This window comes from Empedobacter tilapiae, from assembly GCF_004785645.1.
Taxonomy (GTDB): domain Bacteria; phylum Bacteroidota; class Bacteroidia; order Flavobacteriales; family Weeksellaceae; genus Empedobacter; species Empedobacter tilapiae.
In genome coordinates, this window is record NZ_SRPE01000003.1 from 356,102 (window position 1) to 379,233 (window position 23,132).

Sequence of the window (23,132 nt, forward strand, 5' to 3'; positions counted from 1 at the left end):
ATATGTCGGAAACAATAAGATTAAGTAAAGTATTAAAAGAATTAAATATATCAATAGATAGAGCTGTTGATTTTTTAGAAGGGAAGGGTACAACAGTAGAAAAAAATCCGAACTCTAAAATCGATGTGCCAACTTACGATATTTTAGTTAATGAGTTCCGATCTGATGCTAAACAAAAGCAAGCTTCCGGTGAAGTAGTCATTAACAAAATTTCAGATATCAAAGCTGCTGAAAAGAAAGAAGCAGAAGCAAAAGCTGCAACTGAAAAACCAGCAGAAAAAAAACCTGAAATCATTGAAACGACGAAAGTTGAATTGGAAGGACCAAAGACTGTTGGAAAAATAGACTTAGAAGCTTTGAAACCTAAAGCCAAAGAAATAAAAAAAGAGGTAAAGGAAGAAGTAAAAAAAGAAGAAATCAAGAAAGAAGAAGCTCCAAAAGCTGAAATAAAAACTGAATCAAAAGAGGAAAAGAAAGGTCCAAAAGTGATTAAAGTGATAGATCTTGATAAAATAAATAATACAGGTAAACCTAAAAAGCAAGATTCTCCAGCTTCTAAAAAAGAGCAAGCAGAACCTAAAAAAGCGGAAGCACCGAAGGCGGAAGTTAAAAAAGAGGTGAAGAAAGAAGAACCTAAAAAGGTGGAAGAGGTAAAAAAGCCTGAAATAAAAACGGAAGCGAAGCCTGAAGTGAAGAAAGAAGAAATTGAAGAAGTAGCAGCAGTTGAACCTCAAAAAATTGAAACTGTCTACACAAAATTAGATGGACCTAATTTTACAGGTGCAAAGATTGACTTATCTAAATTTGATAAGAAAAAAACTGACGATAAAAAAGGGAATCAAAAAGGTGCTAATAACGCTGCTGACAAGAAAAAGCGCAAACGTATCCAGAAAAACGTTAAACCAGAAGATGTAGCAAAAACTGGAGAAAACGGAGGAAACAATAACAATCGTCAAGGTGGAAATAACAACCACGGAGGAGGAAACAATAACAACCGCCAAGGTGGAAATAACAACCATGGAGGAGGAAATAATAACAACCGTCAAGGAGGTCAAGGACAAGGCGGAAATCGCCAAGGAGGTCAAGGCGGAAACCGTCAAGGCGGACAAGGCGGAAATCGTCAAGGTGGTGGAAACTTTAGAGGTGGAAACAATCGTGGACCAAGAGTTCCTCAAGTAGAACTTTCTGACGAAGATGTTAAAAAACAAATTAAAGACACTCTAGATAAACTTACAAACAAAGGAAAGGGATCTAAAGGGGCTAAACATAGAAGAGACAAACGTAAAGAACGTCGTGAGTTTGCTGAGCAAGAGCAAGAAGCAATGGACATGGACAAAACTTTACATGTAACAGAATTTGTAACGGTTAATGAATTAGCTTCGTTAATGGATGTTTCTGTTACAGAAGTTATCTCTGCATGTATGTCATTGGGAATCATGGTTACTATGAACCAACGTCTTGAAGCTGATACAATTCAATTAGTTGCAGATGATTTTGGATTCGAAGCAGTTTTTGCTAATGCTGAAGAAGAAATTTCAACTGAAGAGGAAGAAATCGATAACGAAGAAGATTTAGTAACTCGTGCGCCAATTGTGACTGTAATGGGACACGTTGATCACGGTAAAACATCTTTATTAGATTATGTTCGTAAAGCAAACGTAATTGCAGGTGAGTCTGGAGGTATTACACAACACATTGGAGCGTATAACGTAACATTGCCAAGTGGTAAACGTGTAGCGTTTTTAGATACACCAGGTCACGAGGCCTTTACAGCGATGCGTGCTCGTGGTGCTCAGGTAACGGATATTGCAATTATTGTGATTGCGGCGGATGATCAAATCATGCCTCAAACTCGTGAAGCAATTTCTCACGCACAAGCAGCTGGAGTACCTATGGTATTTGCAATTAATAAAGTTGATAAACCAGCAGCTAATCCAGAAAAAGTAAAAGAGCAATTAGCTCAAATGAACTTATTAGTTGAAGACTGGGGTGGTACTTACCAATCTCAAGAAATTTCGGCTAAATCTGGTTTAGGAGTTGAAGATTTATTAGAAAAAGTTTTATTAGAAGCTGAAGTATTAGATCTTAAAGCTAATCCGAAACGTAAAGCATCTGGTACAGTTGTAGAAGCTGCATTAGATAAAGGACGTGGATATGTATCAACAATTATTGTACAAACAGGTACATTGAACATTGGAGATTATGTATTAGCAGGATCTCACCATGGTAAAGTACGTGCAATGTTAGATGAGCGTGGAAACAATATCAAAGTTGCAGGTCCTTCTACACCAGTTACAATTTTAGGTTTAGCAGGTGCGCCAACAGCAGGAGATAAGTTTAAAGTTTATGAAGACGAACGCGAAGCGAAGCAAATTGCAACTCGTAGAGATCAATTACAACGTGAGCAAACTATTCGTACACAAAAACACATCACACTTGATGAAATTGGACGCCGTATTGCTTTAGGAGACTTTAAAGAATTAAATATTATCTTGAAAGGAGATGTGGATGGTTCTGTTGAGGCATTGACAGATTCATTACAAAAACTTTCGACAGAAGAAATTATTGTTAATATCTTACATAAAGGTGTTGGACAAATTACAGAATCTGACGTATTGTTAGCTTCTGCTTCAGATGCGATTATTATCGGATTTAATGTTCGTCCAGGTGTTTCTGCTCGTGAAATTGCAGATAAAGAAGAAGTAGAAATTAGAACTTATTCTATTATCTATGCTGCAATTGAAGAGATTAAGGAAGCGATGGAAGGTATGTTATCTCCTGAATTGAAAGAACAAGTAACTGGTAATATAGAAGTTCGTGAAACATTTAAAGTTACTAAAGTTGGTACAATTGCTGGATGTATGGTATTGGACGGAAAAGTTTATAGAAACTCTAATGTTCGAATCATTCGTGATGGTGTTGTAATTCATGATGGAGAATTAGCTTCGTTAAAACGTTTCAAAGACGACGTGAAAGAAGTTAACAAAGGTTATGAATGTGGTCTTAACATCAAAAACTTTAATGATATTCAAGTAGGTGACATTATCGAAGCTTACGAAACTGTAGAGGTTAAAAAGAAATTGAAATAATCAATTCTCAATAAATATTTTAAAAAGGAGCTCAAATTGAGCTCCTTTTTTTATGAATTTTTATTTAATATTATTCAGTATTTTAGTTTTTATATAGAATATTACTCTATTATTGAGTTAATTTTTAGAATAAAATTAACGTTTAACATTAATTTAAAGTTTTCTTTTATTTTATTTAAAAACGACTTGCTTTATATTCTATAAAGTCTATAAATTTGCTAGACTTTTAAAATTGTAAATATGAACAAGAAATTATACTCACTCAAAAAAATATTTTTTCTCACTGCTCTTCTTGGCGGAACTTTTTTATTTGCCCAAACCAAAGTCATAGGTACGGTTGAAGATGTAAATGGACCAATCGATCAAGCAACAGTTAATGTAAAAGGAACTAATATCACGACAACAACAGATGCAGACGGTTTATATCAATTAACACTAGTGCCTGGAAAGTATGAAATTATTGTTTCGAAAATAGGTGAGCCAACAACGACGCAAACGATTAATGTGATTGATGAAAATGAAGTTTCTTTAGATTTTTTTTTACAATCAATTAATTCTGATACTGATCTTAGCGAAGTTGTTTTGATTGGTTCTCGCGCAGTTGGACGAACACAATTAGATTCTTCAACACCAGTAGATGTGATTGATATTAAAGAGGTGACAAAGGATGTAGGACAAGTTTCGTTGAATCAAATCTTAAATTATGTAGCACCATCTTTTAGTTCGAATACACAAGTTATCTCCGATGGAACAGATCATATCGATCCTGCTTCTTTAAGAGGTTTAGGTCCAGATCAAGTTTTAGTTTTAATAAATGGAAAACGTCGTCATACAACATCATTAGTTAATATTAATGGATCTTTTGGTAAAGGATCTGTCGGAACAGATTTGAATGCTATTCCGACTTCAGCTATTAAAAGAATTGAAATTCTTCGTGATGGAGCTGCAGCTCAATATGGTTCTGATGCTATTGCAGGGGTTATAAATATTGTGTTAGAAGATTCTACTGATAAATTACGTGCATCTATTTCATATGGAGGAAATCTTTCGAAAAATGCGGAAGATAGTTTTGACGGAGAAACATTTCAAGCAAATGTAAATTATGGTGTAAAAGTTGGCGAAAAAGGTGGATTTGTAAATGTTGCAGGTTCTTATGATAAACGTCAACCATTCAATCGTCAAAAAGAATTTACAGGAACAATTTTTTCCGATTATAATCGCCCTGATTTATATCCAAATCCAACAGGAAAAGATATTACTGAGGAAGAATTAGCACGTCGTGGAGAAACACGCGCTGATTACGTTTCGCGTATTGGACAATCAAAAAATGAAGGAGGTGCGATTTTTATTAATTCACTTTTCCCCGTTTCCGATAAAACAGAAATTTATGCTTTTGGAGGATTGAATTATCGTTTAGGAGAATCAGCCGCTTTTCGACGTCAACCTGCTCAATTACATCAAACTGTTGCATCTATTTATCCTAATGGATATTTACCATTAATTCAAACCAATAATTACGATCGCTCTTTAGCAGCTGGGATTCGTAGTGAAATTAACGGTTGGAAAGTTGACTTTTCAAATACTTATGGAAATAACACGATTGATTTTGGAGTTAAAAATACAGTAAATGCTTCAATGAAAGATTCATCACCAACTTCTTTTGAAGCTGGAGGATATCGTTTCACTCAAAATACTACCAATTTAGATTTTACTCGTTTTTTTGATGATGCTTTAGCAGGTATTAATGTTGCATTTGGAGCAGAGTTTCGTTACGAAAATTATCAAATTGTAGGAGGAGAAGAATCATCTTATGCAAATTATGGTAAAGTTCGTCAGATTGGTGTTGACGGAAATGGAAAACCAATTTATGTACAAGATTTTAACGGGAATATTAATACTTTATTTGCTGAAAATGGTATACCTTTAGGAGGAGGAGCACAAGCTTTTCCAGGTTTCTTACCAGCGAATGAAGTAAATGCGAACCGTCATTCTGTTGCTGCATACTTGGATACAGAGTTCAATTTTACGAAAGATTTTTTGGTTGCAGCAGCATTACGTTATGAAGATTATTCAGATTTTGGATCAACACTAAATGGTAAAATTTCTACACGATATAAATTAGGAAATTATGTACTTAGAGCAGCAGCAAGTACAGGCTTTAGAGCACCATCTTTGCATCAATTGTATTTTAGTGCAACATCAAGTGTATTCCAAGAAGGAGTGATTTCAAATTCAGGGACATTCACAAATGATAGTCGCGCCGCAAAACTACTAGGAATTCCAAAATTAAACGAAGAAAAGTCAAAAAGTATTTCAGCAGGAGTTACTGCAAATTGGGGAAAATTTAAATTAAGCGTTGATGGATATTTCATAAGAATTGATGATCGAGTAATTTATACAGGGGCATTTACAGGAAGTAATTCACCTACAGCTTCTGCTCAGGATAAAGAGATTTATGAATTATTACAGCAAGCAAATGCAACTTCTGCACGATTCTTTGCAAATGCAATTGATACTGAAACAAAAGGTTTAGATATTGTTTTAACTTATCAAGATCGATTAGGTAGTGGAAAGTTACGTGGAGATTTATCGGCAACATTTAGTAAAACAAATGCAGTTGGAGACGTACATGCTTCGGATTTGTTGAAAGGCAAAGAGTCTACTTATTTTGATCGTTCAAGTCGTATTTATTTAGAATCCGCAGTTCCTCGTACAAAAGTTAACTTATCGCTTAATTATTCACTTGATAAATGGAATGTTTATTTACGAAATGTTTACTTTGGAAAGGTTGATGCGGCTACAAATACAATAGCTGACGCTCAAACGTATAGCGCAAAAGTTGTAACTGATTTGAGTTTTGGTTATGCCTTCAATAAAAATATATCATTAACGATTGGTGCTAATAATTTGTTTGATATCTATCCTGATGAAACTAAAATAGGAGGTAACAGAGGGGCAGGATATTTCGTGTATTCACGTACTGGTCAACAATTCGGGACAGGAGGAAGATTTGCTTTTGCACGTTTATCATTAAGTTTATAATTGAAATAGTTTATATGTTTTACCAAATCTTTGTCGTAATTGATAGAGGTTTGGTATTTTTGTTTAAATCGATTTTATGAAAAAAATATCATTAATAATAGTTTCATTCTTCGCGATTATTAATTTAAATGCGCAAGAGTCATACAAAAATGGAGTTGTTGTGACGGCTCATCCCGAAGCTTCAAAAGTTGGAGTTGAAATTCTGAAAAAAGGAGGAAATGCAATTGATGCTTCTATTGCAGTTCAGTTTGCGTTGGCGGTTGTTTATCCAAATGCAGGAAATATTGGAGGTGGTGGATTTTTAGTTTATCGTGATGCGAAAGGAAAGACAGATGCGTTAGATTATCGTGAAAAAGCTCCCTTGAAAGCTTTCGAAGATATGTATTGGGATAAAGATGGAAATGCAATTAAGGATCTTAGTTTATATGGGCAATTTTCAGCAGGTGTTCCTGGGACTGTAGATGGAATGGTTAAAGCACACGAAAAGTATGGAAAATTAAATTGGAAAGAATTAGTTCAGCCAGCTATTAATTTAGCTCGAAAAGGATTTAAAATTACAAAACAGCAAGCGAGCGAATTGACAAATAAGCATAATGATTTTGTAAAATATAATTCAAAAATGAATGCTTTAACTTCTAAAGCATCTTGGAAAGAAGGAGATTTATTGGTTCAAAAAGATTTAGCAAATACGTTAAAATTAATTCAGCAAAAGGGTAGAGCTGGTTTTTATGAAGGAAAAACTGCTGATTTAATAGTGAAAGAAATGAAACGTGGGAACGGAATTATTTCGCATGAAGATTTAAAATCATATCAATCGGTTTGGAGAACTCCAGTTTCTGGAAATTACAAAGGTTTTAAAGTAATTTCGATGCCACCACCTTCAAGTGGAGGAATTGCATTGGTTTCATTATTTCAATCTATCGAAGATTATCCAATCAACAAATGGGGATTTCAGGCAGATTCTACAATTCAAGTGATGGTCGAAGCTGAGCGTCGTGTTTATGCAGATCGTGCCGAACACTTAGGTGATCCAGATTTTATAAATGTTCCACAAAAACAATTGTTGGACAAAAGTTATAATGTGAATCGAATGAAAGGTTTTTCGTTTGATAAAGCAACACTAAGTTCAGCAATTAAAGCGGGAGAAATAATCGGTAAAGAATCGATGGAAACAACACATTATGTAATTGTTGATAAAGATGGAAATGCGTCTTCCGTAACGACTACTTTGAATAATTCGTATGGATCTTTGGTTGTTGTAGAAGGTGCAGGATTTTTATTGAATGATGAAATGGATGATTTTTCTGTAAAACCAGGAACGCCGAATTTGTATGGTTTGGTTGGAGGAAAAGCAAATGCGATTGAACCTTCGAAAAGAATGTTAAGTTCGATGACACCTTCGATTTTAGAGAAAGATGGTAAACTGTTTATGGTTGTAGGAACTCCAGGAGGTTCTACAATTATTACGTCAGTTTTTCAAGCAATTTTAAATGTTGTTGATTTCGGAATGACAATGCAAGAAGCTGTTGCAGCACCAAGGTTTCATCATCAATGGTTACCAGACCGAATCGATTATGAGCCAAATGCAATTTCAGAAAACGTTCGCGAATCTTTAAAACAAAAAGGCTATACATTGAAAGAACGTAAAACTTACGGGCGTGTAGAAGGAATTTTGGTCAATGCAGACGGAACATATCAAGCAGGTGCAGATCCACGAGGAGATGATAAAGCTATAGGATATTAATCAATAAAATAACAAAACCACTAAATATTTAGTGGTTTTGTTATTTTATTGATAATTAACATTTTGGTGTTTTGTTTTTCGGAAAATAATTAGTCGATTCGTGAATATTAATCAAGCTTTATTTTTTGACTTCTGAATTTTTATTTTTTTTGAGAAAAATTACAAAACATGAGAAGAAATTTTATTTTAGAAAAATTGGTTGCTTTACTCTTTATATCTTCTAGCTTATATGCGCAAAAGATGGAATTTAGAACTATGGATATCCCGAAATCTGGAGTTCGAGGTATAGCTAATAATGGAAATGCTGTTATGACTGCATATACTTATAACTATGGAACAAATACATTTGTTGAAAAGGATAATGGTATTATCAGCTATGCAAATATGAATGAAAAAGGTGATATTGTAGGAGTTAGTAGGATAAATGACTCATTATACCCTGTATATAAATTAGCAGAAACAACCGAATGGATCTCAACAGGAGTTTTTCCTGATTTAACGAAAAATGATGGAGTAACTGTGTATTCAATTAGTAGTAATGGACGCTATATTGTTGGGCAAATGAAAGCTCTACCTTTTGTTTATGATATTCAAACAAAACAATTAAAAAATATAATTCCTAATGGTTATAAATATGGAGCTGGTTATAGTGTAAATAATGACGGAAGTACAGTTGGTTGGATTGATGCAGACGTAAATGGAACCTTTAGAGAATTAGCTGTTATAGAGAAAGATGGTAAGTTTAAAAAATTGTTGACAGATTATGCCGTTCCTATAAATAATCATATTTGGAATATAAATGACGATGGTATTGTAGTTGGAGAAATTAATCTAAAACCTTTCATGTATAATTTAAATACAAATGAGTATAAAATATTTGATTTACCAGCTGGTTATAGAACAGGTACATTTTCATATTCTTCAAATGGAATTCTAGTAGGATATGCTCAAAATATGGTTTCTGATCGAGATGCAATTATCTACCATAAATCTCTTGGTGATCAACCAAAATTGATAAAAGATCTTTTAGTAGAACAAGGAATAGAAATTACGATTCCTGGGGGAAAATTAGGTTCTGCAAATGTAGTTTCAGAAAATGGAGATTTTATTGGAGGGCATGAGGTAGGGAATGGAAATGTTGCTGCAGGATGGATATTGAAATTAAATGGATATTTTGATCCAAAAGAATGTAAGATAAATGTTCCTTCTGATATTGAAGTACAATCAAAATTAGGAGAAATTTCTGCTATAGTAAATTATGAAGTCACATCTGATTGTCCAGATTACAAATTAGTTTTAGTGAATGGACTAAAATCAGGAGCTGAATTTCCTATGGGAATTACAACAGTTGCTTACAATTTAGTTGATGCTGAAGGTAAAGTAATTAATTCTGCATCATTCAAAATTTATGTAAAAGATTCTTATTGTATTCCTCGTTTTACAGCAATTGTAGAACCAATTACTCGTGTTAAAATAGGAACTATTGATAATACTTCAACTAATTATGTTACAGCGAATGAAAATGAATATTTCTTAGAGCAATCTACAGATTTAGCTCAAGGAGGAACATATGATATTACAGTTGCTGGAAATACAAATGGACCTAATGAGAAAAGTGAATTTGTCGTTTACTTTGATTTAAATCAAGATGGAGTTTTCAACCCAGATACTGAAGGGTATTATGTTGGTGCAATTACAGGCTCTACAGGAGCAGATGGTAAGACTGTTACAAAGTCTATCAGTCTTCCTGATAATATAAAGTTAGGAAAAACACGTATGCGTATAATGAAAACATATAGATTAGTACCAGATGATCCTTGTTCTATTACTTATGCGTTTGGGCAAAGTGAAGACTATACAATAAATATTACAACGAATTTAGCTACATCAGATATAAATTCTAAAAAGATTCAAATTTATCCAAATCCAGTGAAAAATATTTTATCAATTAATAATAAGTTAATTGTGAAAACTGTGAAAATTATTAATATGACTGGTCAAGAAGTTTACAATAAACAATTAAATAAAATTAATCCTCAGATAAATGTTTCTAGTTTATCAAAAGGAGTTTATATAATAAATATTGAGACTACAGAAGAAGTTGTTACACAAAAAATCATCAAAGATTAAATGAATAAATTTTTGATGAATTAACACTAATAATGAAAAAAGGCTATTCGATTCGAATAGCCTTTTGTTTTTTTATGATAAAACATCTCTAATTTCAGGGTTTTTATCAAACTGAGCTTTAGAAAAAGGACACAGAGGGATAACCTTTATGTTTTCTTTTCTAACCCAATCAACTAAGCTTAATAAAGCTTTTTTACCAACACCTTGACCGCCATAAGCTTCATCAACTTCCGTATGATCGATAATAATTTTGTCATTACCAGCCCAAACATAAGCCATTTCTCCAGCTTTTTTATCGCCATCTAAAACGATAAAAGCACCATTTTTTTTATCATCAATTTGTTTAATTTCCATCAGTTTTATTTTTTAAGTTGTTTATTAATCTTCTAAAGTACCAAATTTTCCGTTATTAAAATCCTCGAAAGCTTCTCGAATTTGCTCTTGTGTATTCATCACAAAAGGGCCATAAGAAGCGATTGGCTCATTAAGAGGTTCTCCACTCAAAATTAATACCACACTATTTTCTGTTGCTTCTATTGAGAAATCTTCGCCTTCGTTTGTAAACAATAACAAATGATCAGTTGGAACAATTTCTTGATTATTTACTTTTATTTCTCCATCAATAACTAATAAAACGGTATTGTAATTTGCAGGAAAATTAAAATTAGCTTTTCCTCCTTCGTTCAATTTTGCATTCAGCATATTAACAGGAGAAAATGTTGATGCAGCACCTTTTGTTTGGTTGTATTCACCAGCAATAACTTCGATAAAACCATTTTCAACTTCTACAGTTGGAATATCTTTATGTTCAATCGCTTGATATTTTGGAGTGCTCATTTTATCCTTTGCAGGAAGATTTACCCACAATTGAACCATTTGGAAAATACCACCTTGTTTGTAAAATTCTTCTGCATGATATTCTTTGTGTAAAACACCCGAAGCTGCTGTCATCCATTGTACATCTCCTTGCTGAATTGTTCCACCTCCACCAGAACTATCGTGATGCGAAACGCTTCCTTCATAAGCAATTGTTACCGTTTCGAAACCGCGATGTGGATGCACGCCAACACCTTTTGGTCTGTCTGTTGCTGGGAAATGAAATTTTGAATTGTAATCCAACATAATAAATGGATCCATTCTTCTCATATCTAAATGATAACCACTTGGAATGAAGTTATGAACTCTAAATCCGTCTCCTACAAAATGTGGTTCTCTTGGTGCAATCACTGCTTCTATATTTTTTGTATTCATAATGATTTTTTATATGTTTTTATTTTTGTTATACAAATTTACGAAGCTAAATAGTCGATTATATTGATGTAGGTTAAGAAGTGTTTTTGAACAAGCTAGGTGTGATTATATACAATTTATAAAGGATTAATTTAATTCATAAAATTATTAAAACTAGAAAAGCATCTCAATTGAGATGCTTTTCTAGTTTTAATGTTTGAAGTTGATCATTACAATAAATCTTCATTAACAATATTAGGTAAAGTAACTTTCAACAAAGGTTCTTCTTCCATCGCACGTTTGATCGCAAAAATAGCTTCTTCGTTTCTTGCCCAAGAACGTCGAGCAATTCCATTGTTTACATCCCAATGCAACATCGATTTTAGACGTTGTTCAGCGTCTGAAGACCCATCTAACAACATTCCAAAACCACCATTGATAACTTCTCCCCAACCAACGCCACCACCGTTGTGAATAGAAACCCAAGTCGCGCCTCGAAAACTATCTCCAATTACATTGTGAATTGCCATATCAGCCGTGAATTTTGAACCATCATAAATATTAGATGTTTCACGGAAAGGAGAATCTGTTCCAGAAACATCATGATGATCGCGCCCTAAAACAACTGCTCCGATTTCACCTTTCGCAATTGCATCGTTAAAGGCTTTCGCAATTTTAATTCTTCCTTCAGCATCAGCATATAAAATACGTGCTTGAGATCCAACAACCAATTTGTTTTCTTGAGCACCTTTTATCCACGTAATATTATCTTGCATTTGTTGCTGAATTTCTTTCGGAGAATGTTGCATGATTTCTTCTAAAACTTGACAAGCAATTTCATCCGTCTTTTGTAAATCTTCGGTTTTTCCTGATGTACAAACCCAACGGAAAGGTCCAAATCCGAAATCGAAACACATAGGTCCCATAATGTCTTGCACATACGAAGGATATTTAAAATCGATATTATTTTCTGCCATTACATTTGCACCAGCACGAGAAGCTTCTAACAAAAAGGCATTTCCATAATCGAAAAAATACGTTCCTTTCGCCGTATGTTTATTGACAGAATCTGCATGACGCCGTAGCGATTCTTGTACTTTTTCTTTGAATAATTCTGGATTGTTTGCCATCATTTCATTGGCTTCATCGAAAGATAATCCAACAGGATAATAACCGCCAGCCCAAGGGTTGTGCAAAGAGGTTTGATCTGAACCTAAGTCAATGTATAGATTTTCTTGGTCAAATTTTTCCCAAACATCAACCACATTTCCATCATAAGCAATCGAAACAACTTCTTTATTTTCTTTGGCTTCGCGAACACGAGCAACTAATTCATCCAAATTAGTAATCACTTCATCCACCCAACCTTGTTCATGACGTTTGTATGTCGCAGCAGGGTTTACTTCGGCAGTTACAGAAACAACACCTGCGATATTTCCCGCTTTCGGTTGCGCACCAGACATTCCACCAAGTCCTGCCGTTACAAATAATTTACCAGCCGTACCTTCATTATCGATTTTGCGACAACCATTCAAAACGGTAATCGTTGTTCCATGAACAATTCCTTGCGGACCAATGTACATATAACTTCCAGCGGTCATTTGCCCGTATTGAGAAACACCTAACGCATTCATCTTTTCCCAATCATCCGGTTTCGAATAATTAGGAATCACCATTCCATTCGTAACGACAACGCGCGGAGCATTTTTGTGTGAAGGAAATAAACCCATTGGATGCCCAGAATACATCACCAAGGTTTGCTCTTCTGTCATTTCAGACAAATATTTCATCGTTAATAGATATTGCGCCCAGTTTTGGAAAACGGCACCATTTCCACCATAGGTGATTAATTCTTCTGGATGTTGAGCTACTGCGTGATCCAAGTTATTTTGAATCATTAATTGAATTGCTTTTGCTTGTTGCGAATTTCCTGGATAATCTGTAATTGGACGTGCAAAAATTTTGTAATCAGGCATCAAACGATACATATAAATACGCCCGAAATCTTCTAATTCTTGCTTAAATTCTGGAATTAGTTCAGCATGATCTTTTGGTTCGAAATAACGCAATGCATTTTTAAGCGCTAATTTTTTTTCGTCTTCCGATAATATTTCTTTACGCTTAGGTGCGTGACTTATATTAGGATCTCTCTCTTTTTTTTGAGGTAAAACAGAAGGAATACCTTGTTTTATTTGTTCTTGAAAAGTCATTTTTTTTGTGTTTTTATGTTTTGCGTTAAACGCTATAAGTTTTACGATTTTTTGTTGTTATTCTGAACTTGTCGAGGAATCTCGTTCAAATTACATTTCTTTCTTCAAATCTTTATCAATAAAAAATAATAGGATAAATCCGACAAAATAACAAAGTAAATCAATCCACGAAAATGATGTTCCGATAATTATTCGAGCTGCTTTGTTATATCCTAGACCAATCATTTCTACAAAATTAAAATATTGTAAAATTTCAACTACAAAAGAAAAAATCAACGTAAAAATGGCAATGTTAATTGCTTCTGTGTTGATAAATGCTTTGATAAAATAGTAAATAAAAATCACGACTAAAATATCACCAACAAAAGGACGAATGATTTTGTCTTTGATGTACAATGCAATAATTACTTCAATCAAAAAGATAATAATTGCAATTATGAATGATTTTTTATCGAGTTTGAACATTATTAATTCCATTTATCAAGTTGACTAAAAGCATCCTCTATTCGTTCTTGTGCTTTTGCAGGAAGCTCGTTATAATTAGAAGATTTCATGATTTTACCATTTTTATTCTCTTCTAATGTAAAGACTTTATCCTTGTATAGAATAAAATATCCGACAATAAAACGTTCTTCTGTTTCTAAATTTTCTTCGCTAAAAGCCGTATATGCAATTCCAATTTTTGCATCATCTGTAAAAAATCCTCCACGTTTTCCCCAGATGAAAATCGTGTTATTACTACTTCTTTTGTCTTTCAAATTCTGTTTCCATTCCAAACCATCTTTTTTATATTCTTGTATAAAAATGGTGTCTGGCGTTACACCTTTTGCAGGTTTTGAGTAAACGATACAAAATTTTTCATTTCCCATATCAACACGAAAACCTTGTATAATTCGGCTTCCTTCGTAAGGTAAAAACTCAAATTCTTCAGGTTTACTATCTCCAAAAGTTGTCGTTTGGGCTTGAGAAATTATTGATATTAATAAAAATAAAAGTAGGATTAGGCGGTTGTTTTTCATTTTATTAAAAACTTAATATTAATTTTTTGAAATCATCTGTTTGTAGCAAATCGATTATATTATTGATGTCATCTCCAATCAAACGATCTTCTTCTAATTTTGGACAAACTGAACGAACTTTTGTGAAAACTTCTTCTAAGAAAGCACTTGTTTTACGTGGTCTTCTAAATTCTAAACCTTGGCAAGCGTACATTAATTCGATTGCTAAAATACGTTCTACGTTGTCTAAGACTTGGTTGAATTTTCGTCCAGAAATACTTCCCATCGAAACATGATCTTCTTGTCCCAAAGAAGTCGGAATACTATCTGCAGATGCAGGGAAACACAAAGTTTTGTTTTCTGTACAAAGTGCAGCAGATGTATATTGAGGAATCATGAAACCAGAATTTAATCCTGAACTTTCTGTTAATAATTTTGGTAAACCATATTTTCCTTCGATTAATAAATATTGACGACGATCCGAAATATTTCCTAATTCTGAAGCCGCAATTGTTGCATAATCTAATACCATTGCTAATGGTTGTCCGTGGAAATTCCCACCTGAAATAGCTTCTTCGTCTGAGACAACGATTGGATTATCAGTAACAGAATTTAATTCGATTTCTGCTAATTCTTGCAAATGGAAAAAAGCATTTCGTGATGCGCCGTGAACTTGAGGCATACAGCGTAACGAATATGGATCTTGGACACGACCACAATCAGCGTGAGAGAAAGCAATTTCAGAACCTTTCAATAAATTTCGCATACGTTCTGCAACCAACAATGTTCCTTTGAATGGACGAACTTGATGCAATTCTTCTTCGAATGGACGAGGAGAACCTTCGTAAGCTTCTAATGATAAAGCTCCTGCAACATCAGCTAAATTCAATAAATATTCGAATTTTTCTAAACCATTTAAAGCATGAGATAAAATGAATTGTGTTCCGTTAATTAATCCTAAACCTTCTTTCGCAGAAAGATGTAAAGGTTGTAAATTGTGTTTGGCTAAAGCTTCTTTTGTCGAAACAATTGTATCGCCATCCCAAACTTTTCCTTCACCAATTAATGGTAAAAATAAATGAGATAATGGTGCTAAATCTCCAGATGCTCCAACAGATCCTTTTTCAGGAACGACTGGAATAATATCTTTTTCAATCATTAATAAAATTCGTTCCACAACATCTAAAGTCACACCTGAATATCCTTTTGACAAAGCATGTGCTTTTGCAATTAACATGGTTTTAGAAATTTCTTTCTTGATTGGATTTCCAACACCAACCGCATGACTGATCAATAAATTATGTTGAAGTTGACGTGTTTCTTCTTCAGAAATTTTAGTATCGCAAAGTGGTCCAAAACCAGTATTAATTCCATAAACTGTTTGTCCAGAAGCAACTATTTTAGCAACGTTCTGTTGAGATTTTAAGATTTGTTCTTTACTTGCTTCATTAAGCTTAATTTCGATGTTTCCTTCTTTGATTCCTTTGTAATCCTCGAACGAAAGAAAATCGATACCGTAAGTTTTCTTGATCATTTTTTCGAATTTGTGATACTTCAAAGATAATCTTTTCATTGATTTGATAAAAGATAGAAATCATTTCAGATGTAATAAATTGAGATTTGATAAGGTTTTATAACACTATCTTTTATAAATTTGCTAAAATTTTTATGTAATGTGTGATAAACATCTTCATGACGAAATGGGGGACGACCATATTTCAGCAAACTTAGAAACGCCTTTGAGAGCTGATGCCTTTGAGTTGTCTGCTGAAGAAAAAGTGGAAAAGATAGAAGCGGATTTCCGTAACATCATGGAAACTTTAGGCTTAGATTTAACAGATGATAGTTTGAAAGGAACGCCAAAACGTGTTGCGAAAATGTTCGTAAAAGAGATTTTTGGTGGTTTATTGCCAGAGCGTAAGCCTGGAATGTCAACTTTCGAAAATAAATATAACTACAATCAAATGTTGGTTGAAAAGGATATCGTGGTTTATTCAACTTGCGAGCATCACTTTTTACCAATCGTTGGACGTGCACATGTTGGTTACATCTCGAAAGGGAAAGTAATCGGATTGTCTAAAATGAATCGTATTGTAGAATATTATGCAAAACGTCCGCAAGTACAAGAGCGTTTGACAATGCAAATTGTGAAAGCAATGCAAGAAGCGTTAGGTACAGATGATGTAGCATGTATTATTGATGCGAAACATTTGTGTGTGAATTCGCGCGGAATCAAAGATATCGAATCAAGTACAGTTACTGCCGAGTATGGTGGAGCATTTAAAGATAATGAGCAATTAAGAAAAGAGTTTATTTCGTACATCGGAATGAAAACTACTTTCAATGTTTAAAATATAAATCCTATAAAATGGTAAAAGAAAATCAATTAAAATTACATAATTCCTTAACGGGACAGAAAGAAACGTTCGAACCAATTAATCAAGATAATGTTGGAATGTATGTTTGTGGACCTACCGTTTACAGTAATGTGCATCTTGGGAATGTGCGTACGTTTATGTCATTTGATATGATTTATCGTTACCTAAAATTTTTGGGTTACAAAGTTCGTTATGTTCGTAATATTACTGATGCTGGGCATTTAACAGATGATGGAAATGTAGAAAATGATCGTTTTGTAAAACAATCTAAATTAGAGAAATTAGAACCAATGGAAATCGTACAGAAGTATACAGTTGATTTTCATAAAGTTTTAGAAAAATTTAATTTACTCCCTCCAACAATCGAGCCTACAGCAACGGGGCATATTTTAGAACAAATTGCTTTAGCGGAAAAATTAATTGATTTAGGATTTGCTTATGAAGTAAATGGATCAGTTTATTTTGATGTGGAAGCTTACAACAAAAAAGGACTTGATTATGGTGAATTGAGTAACCGTAACATCGAAGAATTAATCAATAATACAAGAGATTTAGACGGGCAAGGAGAGAAAAAAAATCCTGTGGATTTTGCACTTTGGAAAAATGCTTCGCCTGCTCATATTATGCGTTGGGCTTCACCTTGGGGAGATGGTTTTCCTGGTTGGCACTTAGAATGTACAGTGATGAGTACAAAATATCTTGGAGATTATTTCGATATTCATGGAGGTGGAATGGATCTTAAATTCCCTCACCACGAATGTGAAATTGCGCAAGCAAAAGGTTCTAATGGACACGAGCCAGTAAAATATTGGATGCATGCAAATATGTTGACGATGAATGGTCAGCGTATGAGTAAATCGACAGGGAATTACATTTTGCCAATGCAATTAGTGAATGGTGAAAATGATTTCTTCGAAAAACCATTTCATCCTGCTGTTGTACGTTTTTGTTTCTTACAAGCGCATTATCGCAGTGTTTTAGATATTTCAAATGATGCAATGTTAGCTTCAGAAAAAGGATATAATCGTTTGGTTGAAGCATTGAAAACATTAGAAATAATTACACCAAAGAAAACTTCTACTGTTAATATTAATGAATTAGAAGCGAAATTATACACCGCTATGGATGATGATTTCAATACGCCGATATTAATCGCACATTTATTTGATGCAGTGAAAATGATTAACTCAATCAAAGATAGTTTCGAGAATATTACAGCAGAAGATTTAGAACGTTTAAAAGCAATTATGAATGGTTTTGTTCATGATGTTTTAGGTTTAGATACAGAAGCTGCAAACGAAAGTTCTGACAAATTAGATGGTGTAGTAAAAATGCTAATAGAAATGCGTAATCAGGCACGTGTGGATAAAAATTGGGCTTTATCTGATCAGATTCGTGATGAATTAAGTGTATTAGGTATCCAACTAAAAGATGGCGCTGACGGTACTACTTTGTTTAGTCTTTAAAATAAGTTAAAATTACTATAACATTATAATTAAGCCACTTATAAATAAGTGGCTTTTTTTTATGTAGTTTTTTAAAAATTTAACAAAAAATTTGCATTATATATTTATGTTTATCATATTTGTAACAATTAGCACTAAAAATTAACATAATATGAGGAGAAAATTTACTTCTTTGGGTATTCTATCATTTTTTTTGATGGGAGGTTTAGCTTATGCCCAAGTTAAAGGAGTTCTAAAAGACTCGAATGGCTTTCCAATGGAAGAGGCCGAAGTAATTGTTACAAGAACAGGAACTTCGGTTTTTACAGATGGAGATGGAAGTTTTAATGTAGACGCAAAAGTTGGAGATACATTAAAAATTATTGATTCTAATGGAGAAGAAAAAACGATAAAAGTTACCTCTACAACTTTAGGGGATGTGAAGTTTACTTCTAAAAAATCCGATGATATAGAATTAGGTACTGTAAATATTATAGGAGGAATTAAACTTGATCCTGCACAAAAAGTTGGGTCTTATACAATTGTATCTCGAGATAATTTTGAAAATACTCCTGTATCTTCTATTGATGAAGTATTGAATGGACGTGTTGCTGGATTAAATTATTCTACAGCAAGTGGTGATCCTGGATCTTCAAATATGATGTTGATTCGTGGAGTTGGATCTATTTTAGGAACTCCAAATCCATTATACGTGATTGATGGAATTGTAGTAGGTAAAGGAGCTGATAATGCTAGTTTAATGGAATCTTGGAATCCATTATCTTCTATAGATCCGAATATGATTGAAAATGTCACGGTACTTAAAGATGCTTCTGCTACTGCTTTGTACGGAGCAAGAGGAGCAAACGGAGTTATCGTTGTAACGACGAAAAAAGGTAAATATGGACAAGCTCCTCGTTTTAATTTTTCATCAGATATGGCAATTCAAAACATAGCTTTTGACAAAATTAGAATGATGAATGCTAGTCAGTATCATCAATATGGAGGGCAGACTTTTTTTAATTCTCAGAAAGCTTTAGGGCAAACTTTTAGTTCGCTTGAAGATGCAATAAGTCAGTTTATTAAGAATAATGATGCTGGATGGGATGGAATAACAGAAACGGATTGGAGAAAAGCTGTTCAGCGAAATCAATCTTTTGTGAATACATATAATTTTTCAATAACAGGAGGTACGAAAGGAATTTCTTATCGTGCAGGTATTACTTATTATAAGAATAAACCTTTAATTCAAACAACTGATTTTGATCGAAAAAGTGCAATTCTAGCTTTTGATCAAAAGGTTACAGAAAATTTAAAATATGGTTTTTCTTTAAATTATACAGGAGTTAAAAGAAAAACTATTCCTGATGCAAATGCATCTGCAAATCCTTGGTTGTCATCTTTGTTTATTCCAACAACAAAATCAATTTATAATCCTGATGGATCTTATAATCAAACGAATTTAGGTGAAGTTACTGAAGGGTTTAATCCAATAGGTAATTTACATAACAATTATTTAAAAGGAAAGATAGATACTTATTTAGGATCATTTACAGCAGAATACAAGTTTCTTAAATACTTCACTTTTAATACTGTTTTTGGAGGACAAAGACAATTAATGGATGAGGTTGTTTGGTGGAATCCTAATTTTGGAGATGGTAAAGCTCAAAATGGTTTTATGCAAACAGGAGAAACTCATATTTGGGATTGGAACTGGACAAATACTTTATCTTTTAGAAAAAAGTTCAATGACTTACATGATGTAGATTTTTCTATAGGATCTGATTATCAAGATCATGAATACAAGTTAAGACAAAAACAAGGAAGAGATTTTTCTGAACCAATACCTGATTTTCAATATTCTGATCCAGAAAAATTTTTAGATATAGATAAGGGGTCAGGGTATTTTTTTAAGTGGAGACAAGATTCTTATTTTTCTAAATTAAGTTACATATATGATAATAAATATACTTTAGCAGGACAAGTTAGATATGATAGAATTTCAGTTTTACCTAAAAAGAATCGTGGAGGAGTATTTTGGTCTGTAGCAGGAAGTTGGGATATAGGAAAAGAAGAGTTTTTAAAAGGTTCTTCTGTTGTTGATAATCTAATTTTAAGAGGAAGTTATGGGCGTTTAGGAAATGTACCTTTTGCTGATATGTGGGGAAGACAATACGATTATTATGCATTAGTTGCTACTTCACAAACAATTCCGTATGGAGATGATTATTATACATCTATATCGTCTGCAGGTAATGCAAATTTGGATTGGGAAATTTCGAAGCAGTTAGATTTAGGCTTTGAATTTAACTTATATAAAAGAGCACTTGGGTTAATCTTTTCATATTATAACAAACAAACAGAGGGAGCTTTATTTAATGCTGTTACAAAACCAGAATCAGGAAGTCCAAGTAGTTATATTGCAAATGTTGCAGATATTTCAAATAAAGGATTTGAAATTACTTTAACAAGTACACCAGTTAATAAAGATTTTAAATGGGATATTAATGCAAATTTTTCTAGAAATTTGAATGTTATAAAGAAATTAAATGTAGACTCTAAACCTTATTTTTATAATAGTTCGGGTCCTAAGGGAGAGGACTGTGAAGATTGTTTAAACGCACTTCAAGATGGTAAATTGCTAGGTGAGTATTATGTATGGTTATGGGCAGGACCTAATAATGATCCAAATGCTGGGGAACTTGGAGTAGGAAGTTGGTATACAGATGCTTCTAGAACTACAATTACAACAGATAAAAGTCAAGCTGAGCGTGTTTGGTTAGATAAATCAGCTTTTCCTAAATATATGGCTGGAATATCAAATACATTTTCTTACAAAGGGTTATCCTTAAATGTATTTTTTACAGGTCAATTTGATTTTTATGTTCATAATGATTTTCATTCATTTTTCTTTCATGATGGAAACTTCCAAGGGCGTAATCAAATCGTAGATGCTATGGATTATTGGACACCAGAAAACACAGGTGCAGCGAATCCAAAACCTCAATTAAATAATCCAAATAATAGTAGATTAGTATCAGATCGATGGTTAAGAAAAGGAGATCATATACGTTTGAAAGAGGTAAAATTAGCATATAGTTTTGGAGATAAATTTAAACAACAAACAGGTATTAAGAATTTGACTTTATATGCGAAAGGGTTTAATTTATGGACGTATGCATTTGACAAAGATTTAAATTTTGATCCAGAATCAATTAGTAATGCTTGGTCTTTTATGGGTAAAGGAGCTTTTAATTACACTACTCCAATTATGAAAAGTTTCTCAATAGGTATGTCGTTAGACTTTTAAAATTAATTCAATGAAAAAAACAATATTTACAATAGCTTGTATTCTTTCACTAAATATTTTTAATTCTTGTAGTGAAGATATTATAGATTTAAAACCTCCTTATGAAGAAATAATTGAAGATGCAATAAAATCAGAAGAAGATGTAAATAAATTTCTAATGGGAACTTATTTAAAAATTTCGTCAACTTCGTTATATGGCTCCAACTTTTTCTTTTACGGAGATTTATTAGGAGATACTTTTTTTAGAAGTAATAAAAATTTTGGAGGATATACAAGCTTAATTATGATGAATTATGATCCTATAAATACAGGAGATATAAATTTTTATCGTTCTGCTTATGATGTTATTCAAAATGCAAACTTTGTGATTAATAACGAATTGACTGATAGTCAATTGAATAAACAGTACAAAGCTGAAGCTAGATTTTTGAGAGCAATTACTTATTTTAATTTGTTAAACTATTATGCAGCATCTCCTAAATCAGGACTTAATCAAGATATAGGTGTGCCAATTGCAGTTTACCCTTATAATCCTGATGAAAAAATAGCTCGATCATCTATTAGTGATGTTTATAAATTAATTGTTGAAGATTTAAATTATGCAATAGAAAATGCTAAAGCAGAAACGACAAGTAAAATTTATATTACTAAAACAGCAGCTAAATTAATGTTGTCACGAGTTTATTTAACAAGACAACAAAATGGAGATGCTCAATTAGCATATAATTTAACAGATGATATTATTAATAATTCTCCTTCAAGTTTTAAACTTTTTACATCTACAACAAAAGATGCTTTTAAAAACTATTTTTCTTCTTCAGAGGATATAGTTGCTGAAAATCAACCTGAAACTATATGGGAGTTAGATATGAATGTTTTAAACAATCCAGGTGTTAATAGTTCATTAAGTGTGTTTTACAGTAGAACTGGATCAAAAAGAGGTTTGCTTGCTAAACAGACTTTTTATGATAGTTTTGGAACATCAGATGTAAGAAGAGATTTGTTTAGTTTTACTTCAATACCTGTTGAAGATAATCCGAAAGGTGTTTGGATGGCTAAACATGAGAGAGCTGCTCAGCCAGGGGGAAATTATACGAGGAATAATAAAATTCTAAGATTTTCTGAGGCTTATTTAAATAGAGTAGAAGCTTTATATCAATTAGGTAAAAATACAGAAGCTCTAACTAACTTAAATGAATTTGCTTCATTAAGAAATGGAAGTGCTTATTCTGGAGGAAACTTATTAAACGATATTTTATCTGAAAGAAATAAAGAGTTTTTTGGTGAAGGTCAACGTTTTCTAGATTTAAAACGTTATAATTTACCAATCAATAAAGGAACAAATTGCCCAGGTAACTGTGATGTACCTGCAGGTAGTAAGTACTTTGTATTTCCTTTCTCTGAAGGGCAATTGATTATTAATCCATTAGCAGTTCAACATCCTTTATGGTAATAAACTAACGAATTAAAAATTTTATAACATTTACCCACTTAGAAATAAGTGGGTTTTTTTGTATCTCTCAATTTTAGATTACTTTTGTAAGGATTTATTCAAC

At 32.9% G+C, this 23,132-nt stretch carries 14 protein-coding genes; 8 read left to right on the top strand and 6 right to left on the bottom strand.

Annotation, left to right across the window (positions count from 1 at the left end):
* Window positions 1-2: 2 nt before the first annotated feature.
* The 4 genes from infB to E4J94_RS05740 all read left to right on the top strand — a co-directional run bounded on the left by infB (window position 3) and on the right by E4J94_RS05740 (window position 10,005).
* Window positions 3-3,089, top strand: a complete 3,087-nt coding sequence (gene infB / locus E4J94_RS05725) for a translation initiation factor IF-2 (protein WP_135834893.1) — start codon at window positions 3-5, stop codon at window positions 3,087-3,089.
* Window positions 3,090-3,329: 240 nt separating this feature from the next.
* Window positions 3,330-6,131: a TonB-dependent receptor gene (locus E4J94_RS05730; RefSeq protein WP_135834894.1), complete on the top strand. Its 2,802-nt coding sequence runs from the start codon at window positions 3,330-3,332 to the stop codon at window positions 6,129-6,131.
* Between the two features lie 76 nt (window positions 6,132-6,207).
* Window positions 6,208-7,875 (top strand): gamma-glutamyltransferase, encoded by a 1,668-nt coding sequence (ggt, locus tag E4J94_RS05735; protein WP_135834895.1) that lies wholly within the window; start codon window positions 6,208-6,210, stop codon window positions 7,873-7,875.
* Between the two features lie 168 nt (window positions 7,876-8,043).
* Window positions 8,044-10,005, top strand: a complete 1,962-nt coding sequence (locus E4J94_RS05740) for a T9SS type A sorting domain-containing protein (protein ID WP_135834896.1) — start codon at window positions 8,044-8,046, stop codon at window positions 10,003-10,005.
* Between the two features lie 72 nt (window positions 10,006-10,077).
* On the opposite strand, the gene E4J94_RS05745 is transcribed toward E4J94_RS05740, so the two are convergent.
* The 6 genes from E4J94_RS05745 to hutH form a co-directional block, all read right to left on the bottom strand.
* Window positions 10,078-10,359: a GNAT family N-acetyltransferase gene (locus E4J94_RS05745; protein WP_135834897.1), complete on the bottom strand. Its 282-nt coding sequence runs from the start codon at window positions 10,357-10,359 to the stop codon at window positions 10,078-10,080.
* A 24-nt stretch (window positions 10,360-10,383) separates the two neighbouring features.
* Window positions 10,384-11,256 carry a pirin family protein gene (locus tag E4J94_RS05750; protein ID WP_135834898.1) on the bottom strand — a complete coding sequence of 291 codons (873 nt, stop codon included), beginning with the start codon at window positions 11,254-11,256 and terminating at the stop codon, window positions 10,384-10,386.
* A 209-nt stretch (window positions 11,257-11,465) separates the two neighbouring features.
* The gene (locus tag E4J94_RS05755) at window positions 11,466-13,445 is read right to left on the bottom strand and encodes a urocanate hydratase (RefSeq protein WP_135834899.1); all 1,980 of its coding nucleotides are present in this window, start codon (window positions 13,443-13,445) and stop codon (window positions 11,466-11,468) included.
* A gap of 90 nt (window positions 13,446-13,535) precedes the next feature.
* The gene (locus E4J94_RS05760; RefSeq protein ID WP_246034264.1) at window positions 13,536-13,922 is read right to left on the bottom strand and encodes a ribosomal maturation YjgA family protein; all 387 of its coding nucleotides are present in this window, start codon (window positions 13,920-13,922) and stop codon (window positions 13,536-13,538) included.
* Complete coding sequence (locus tag E4J94_RS05765) at window positions 13,913-14,464, bottom strand: hypothetical protein (protein ID WP_135834901.1); 552 nt, start codon at window positions 14,462-14,464, stop codon at window positions 13,913-13,915. Before E4J94_RS05765 ends, E4J94_RS05760 begins: the two co-directional genes overlap by 10 nt.
* Window positions 14,465-14,468: 4 nt before the next feature.
* Window positions 14,469-16,016 carry a histidine ammonia-lyase gene (gene hutH / locus E4J94_RS05770; protein WP_394346080.1) on the bottom strand — a complete coding sequence of 516 codons (1,548 nt, stop codon included), beginning with the start codon at window positions 16,014-16,016 and terminating at the stop codon, window positions 14,469-14,471.
* 100 nt (window positions 16,017-16,116) lie between these two features.
* Between hutH and folE the strand changes: the two genes are divergently transcribed.
* The 4 genes from folE to E4J94_RS05790 all read left to right on the top strand — a co-directional run bounded on the left by folE (window position 16,117) and on the right by E4J94_RS05790 (window position 23,029).
* The gene (gene folE, locus E4J94_RS05775; RefSeq protein WP_114997904.1) at window positions 16,117-16,794 is read left to right on the top strand and encodes a GTP cyclohydrolase I FolE; all 678 of its coding nucleotides are present in this window, start codon (window positions 16,117-16,119) and stop codon (window positions 16,792-16,794) included.
* 17 nt (window positions 16,795-16,811) lie between these two features.
* Window positions 16,812-18,287, top strand: coding sequence for a cysteine--tRNA ligase (gene cysS, locus E4J94_RS05780; RefSeq protein WP_135834902.1), 1,476 nt, complete (start codon window positions 16,812-16,814; stop codon window positions 18,285-18,287).
* Between the two features lie 151 nt (window positions 18,288-18,438).
* Window positions 18,439-21,576 carry a SusC/RagA family TonB-linked outer membrane protein gene (locus E4J94_RS05785; protein WP_135834903.1) on the top strand — a complete coding sequence of 1,046 codons (3,138 nt, stop codon included), beginning with the start codon at window positions 18,439-18,441 and terminating at the stop codon, window positions 21,574-21,576.
* Between the two features lie 10 nt (window positions 21,577-21,586).
* Window positions 21,587-23,029, top strand: coding sequence for a RagB/SusD family nutrient uptake outer membrane protein (locus E4J94_RS05790; protein ID WP_135834904.1), 1,443 nt, complete (start codon window positions 21,587-21,589; stop codon window positions 23,027-23,029).
* The last annotated feature ends 103 nt before the right edge of the window (window positions 23,030-23,132 follow it).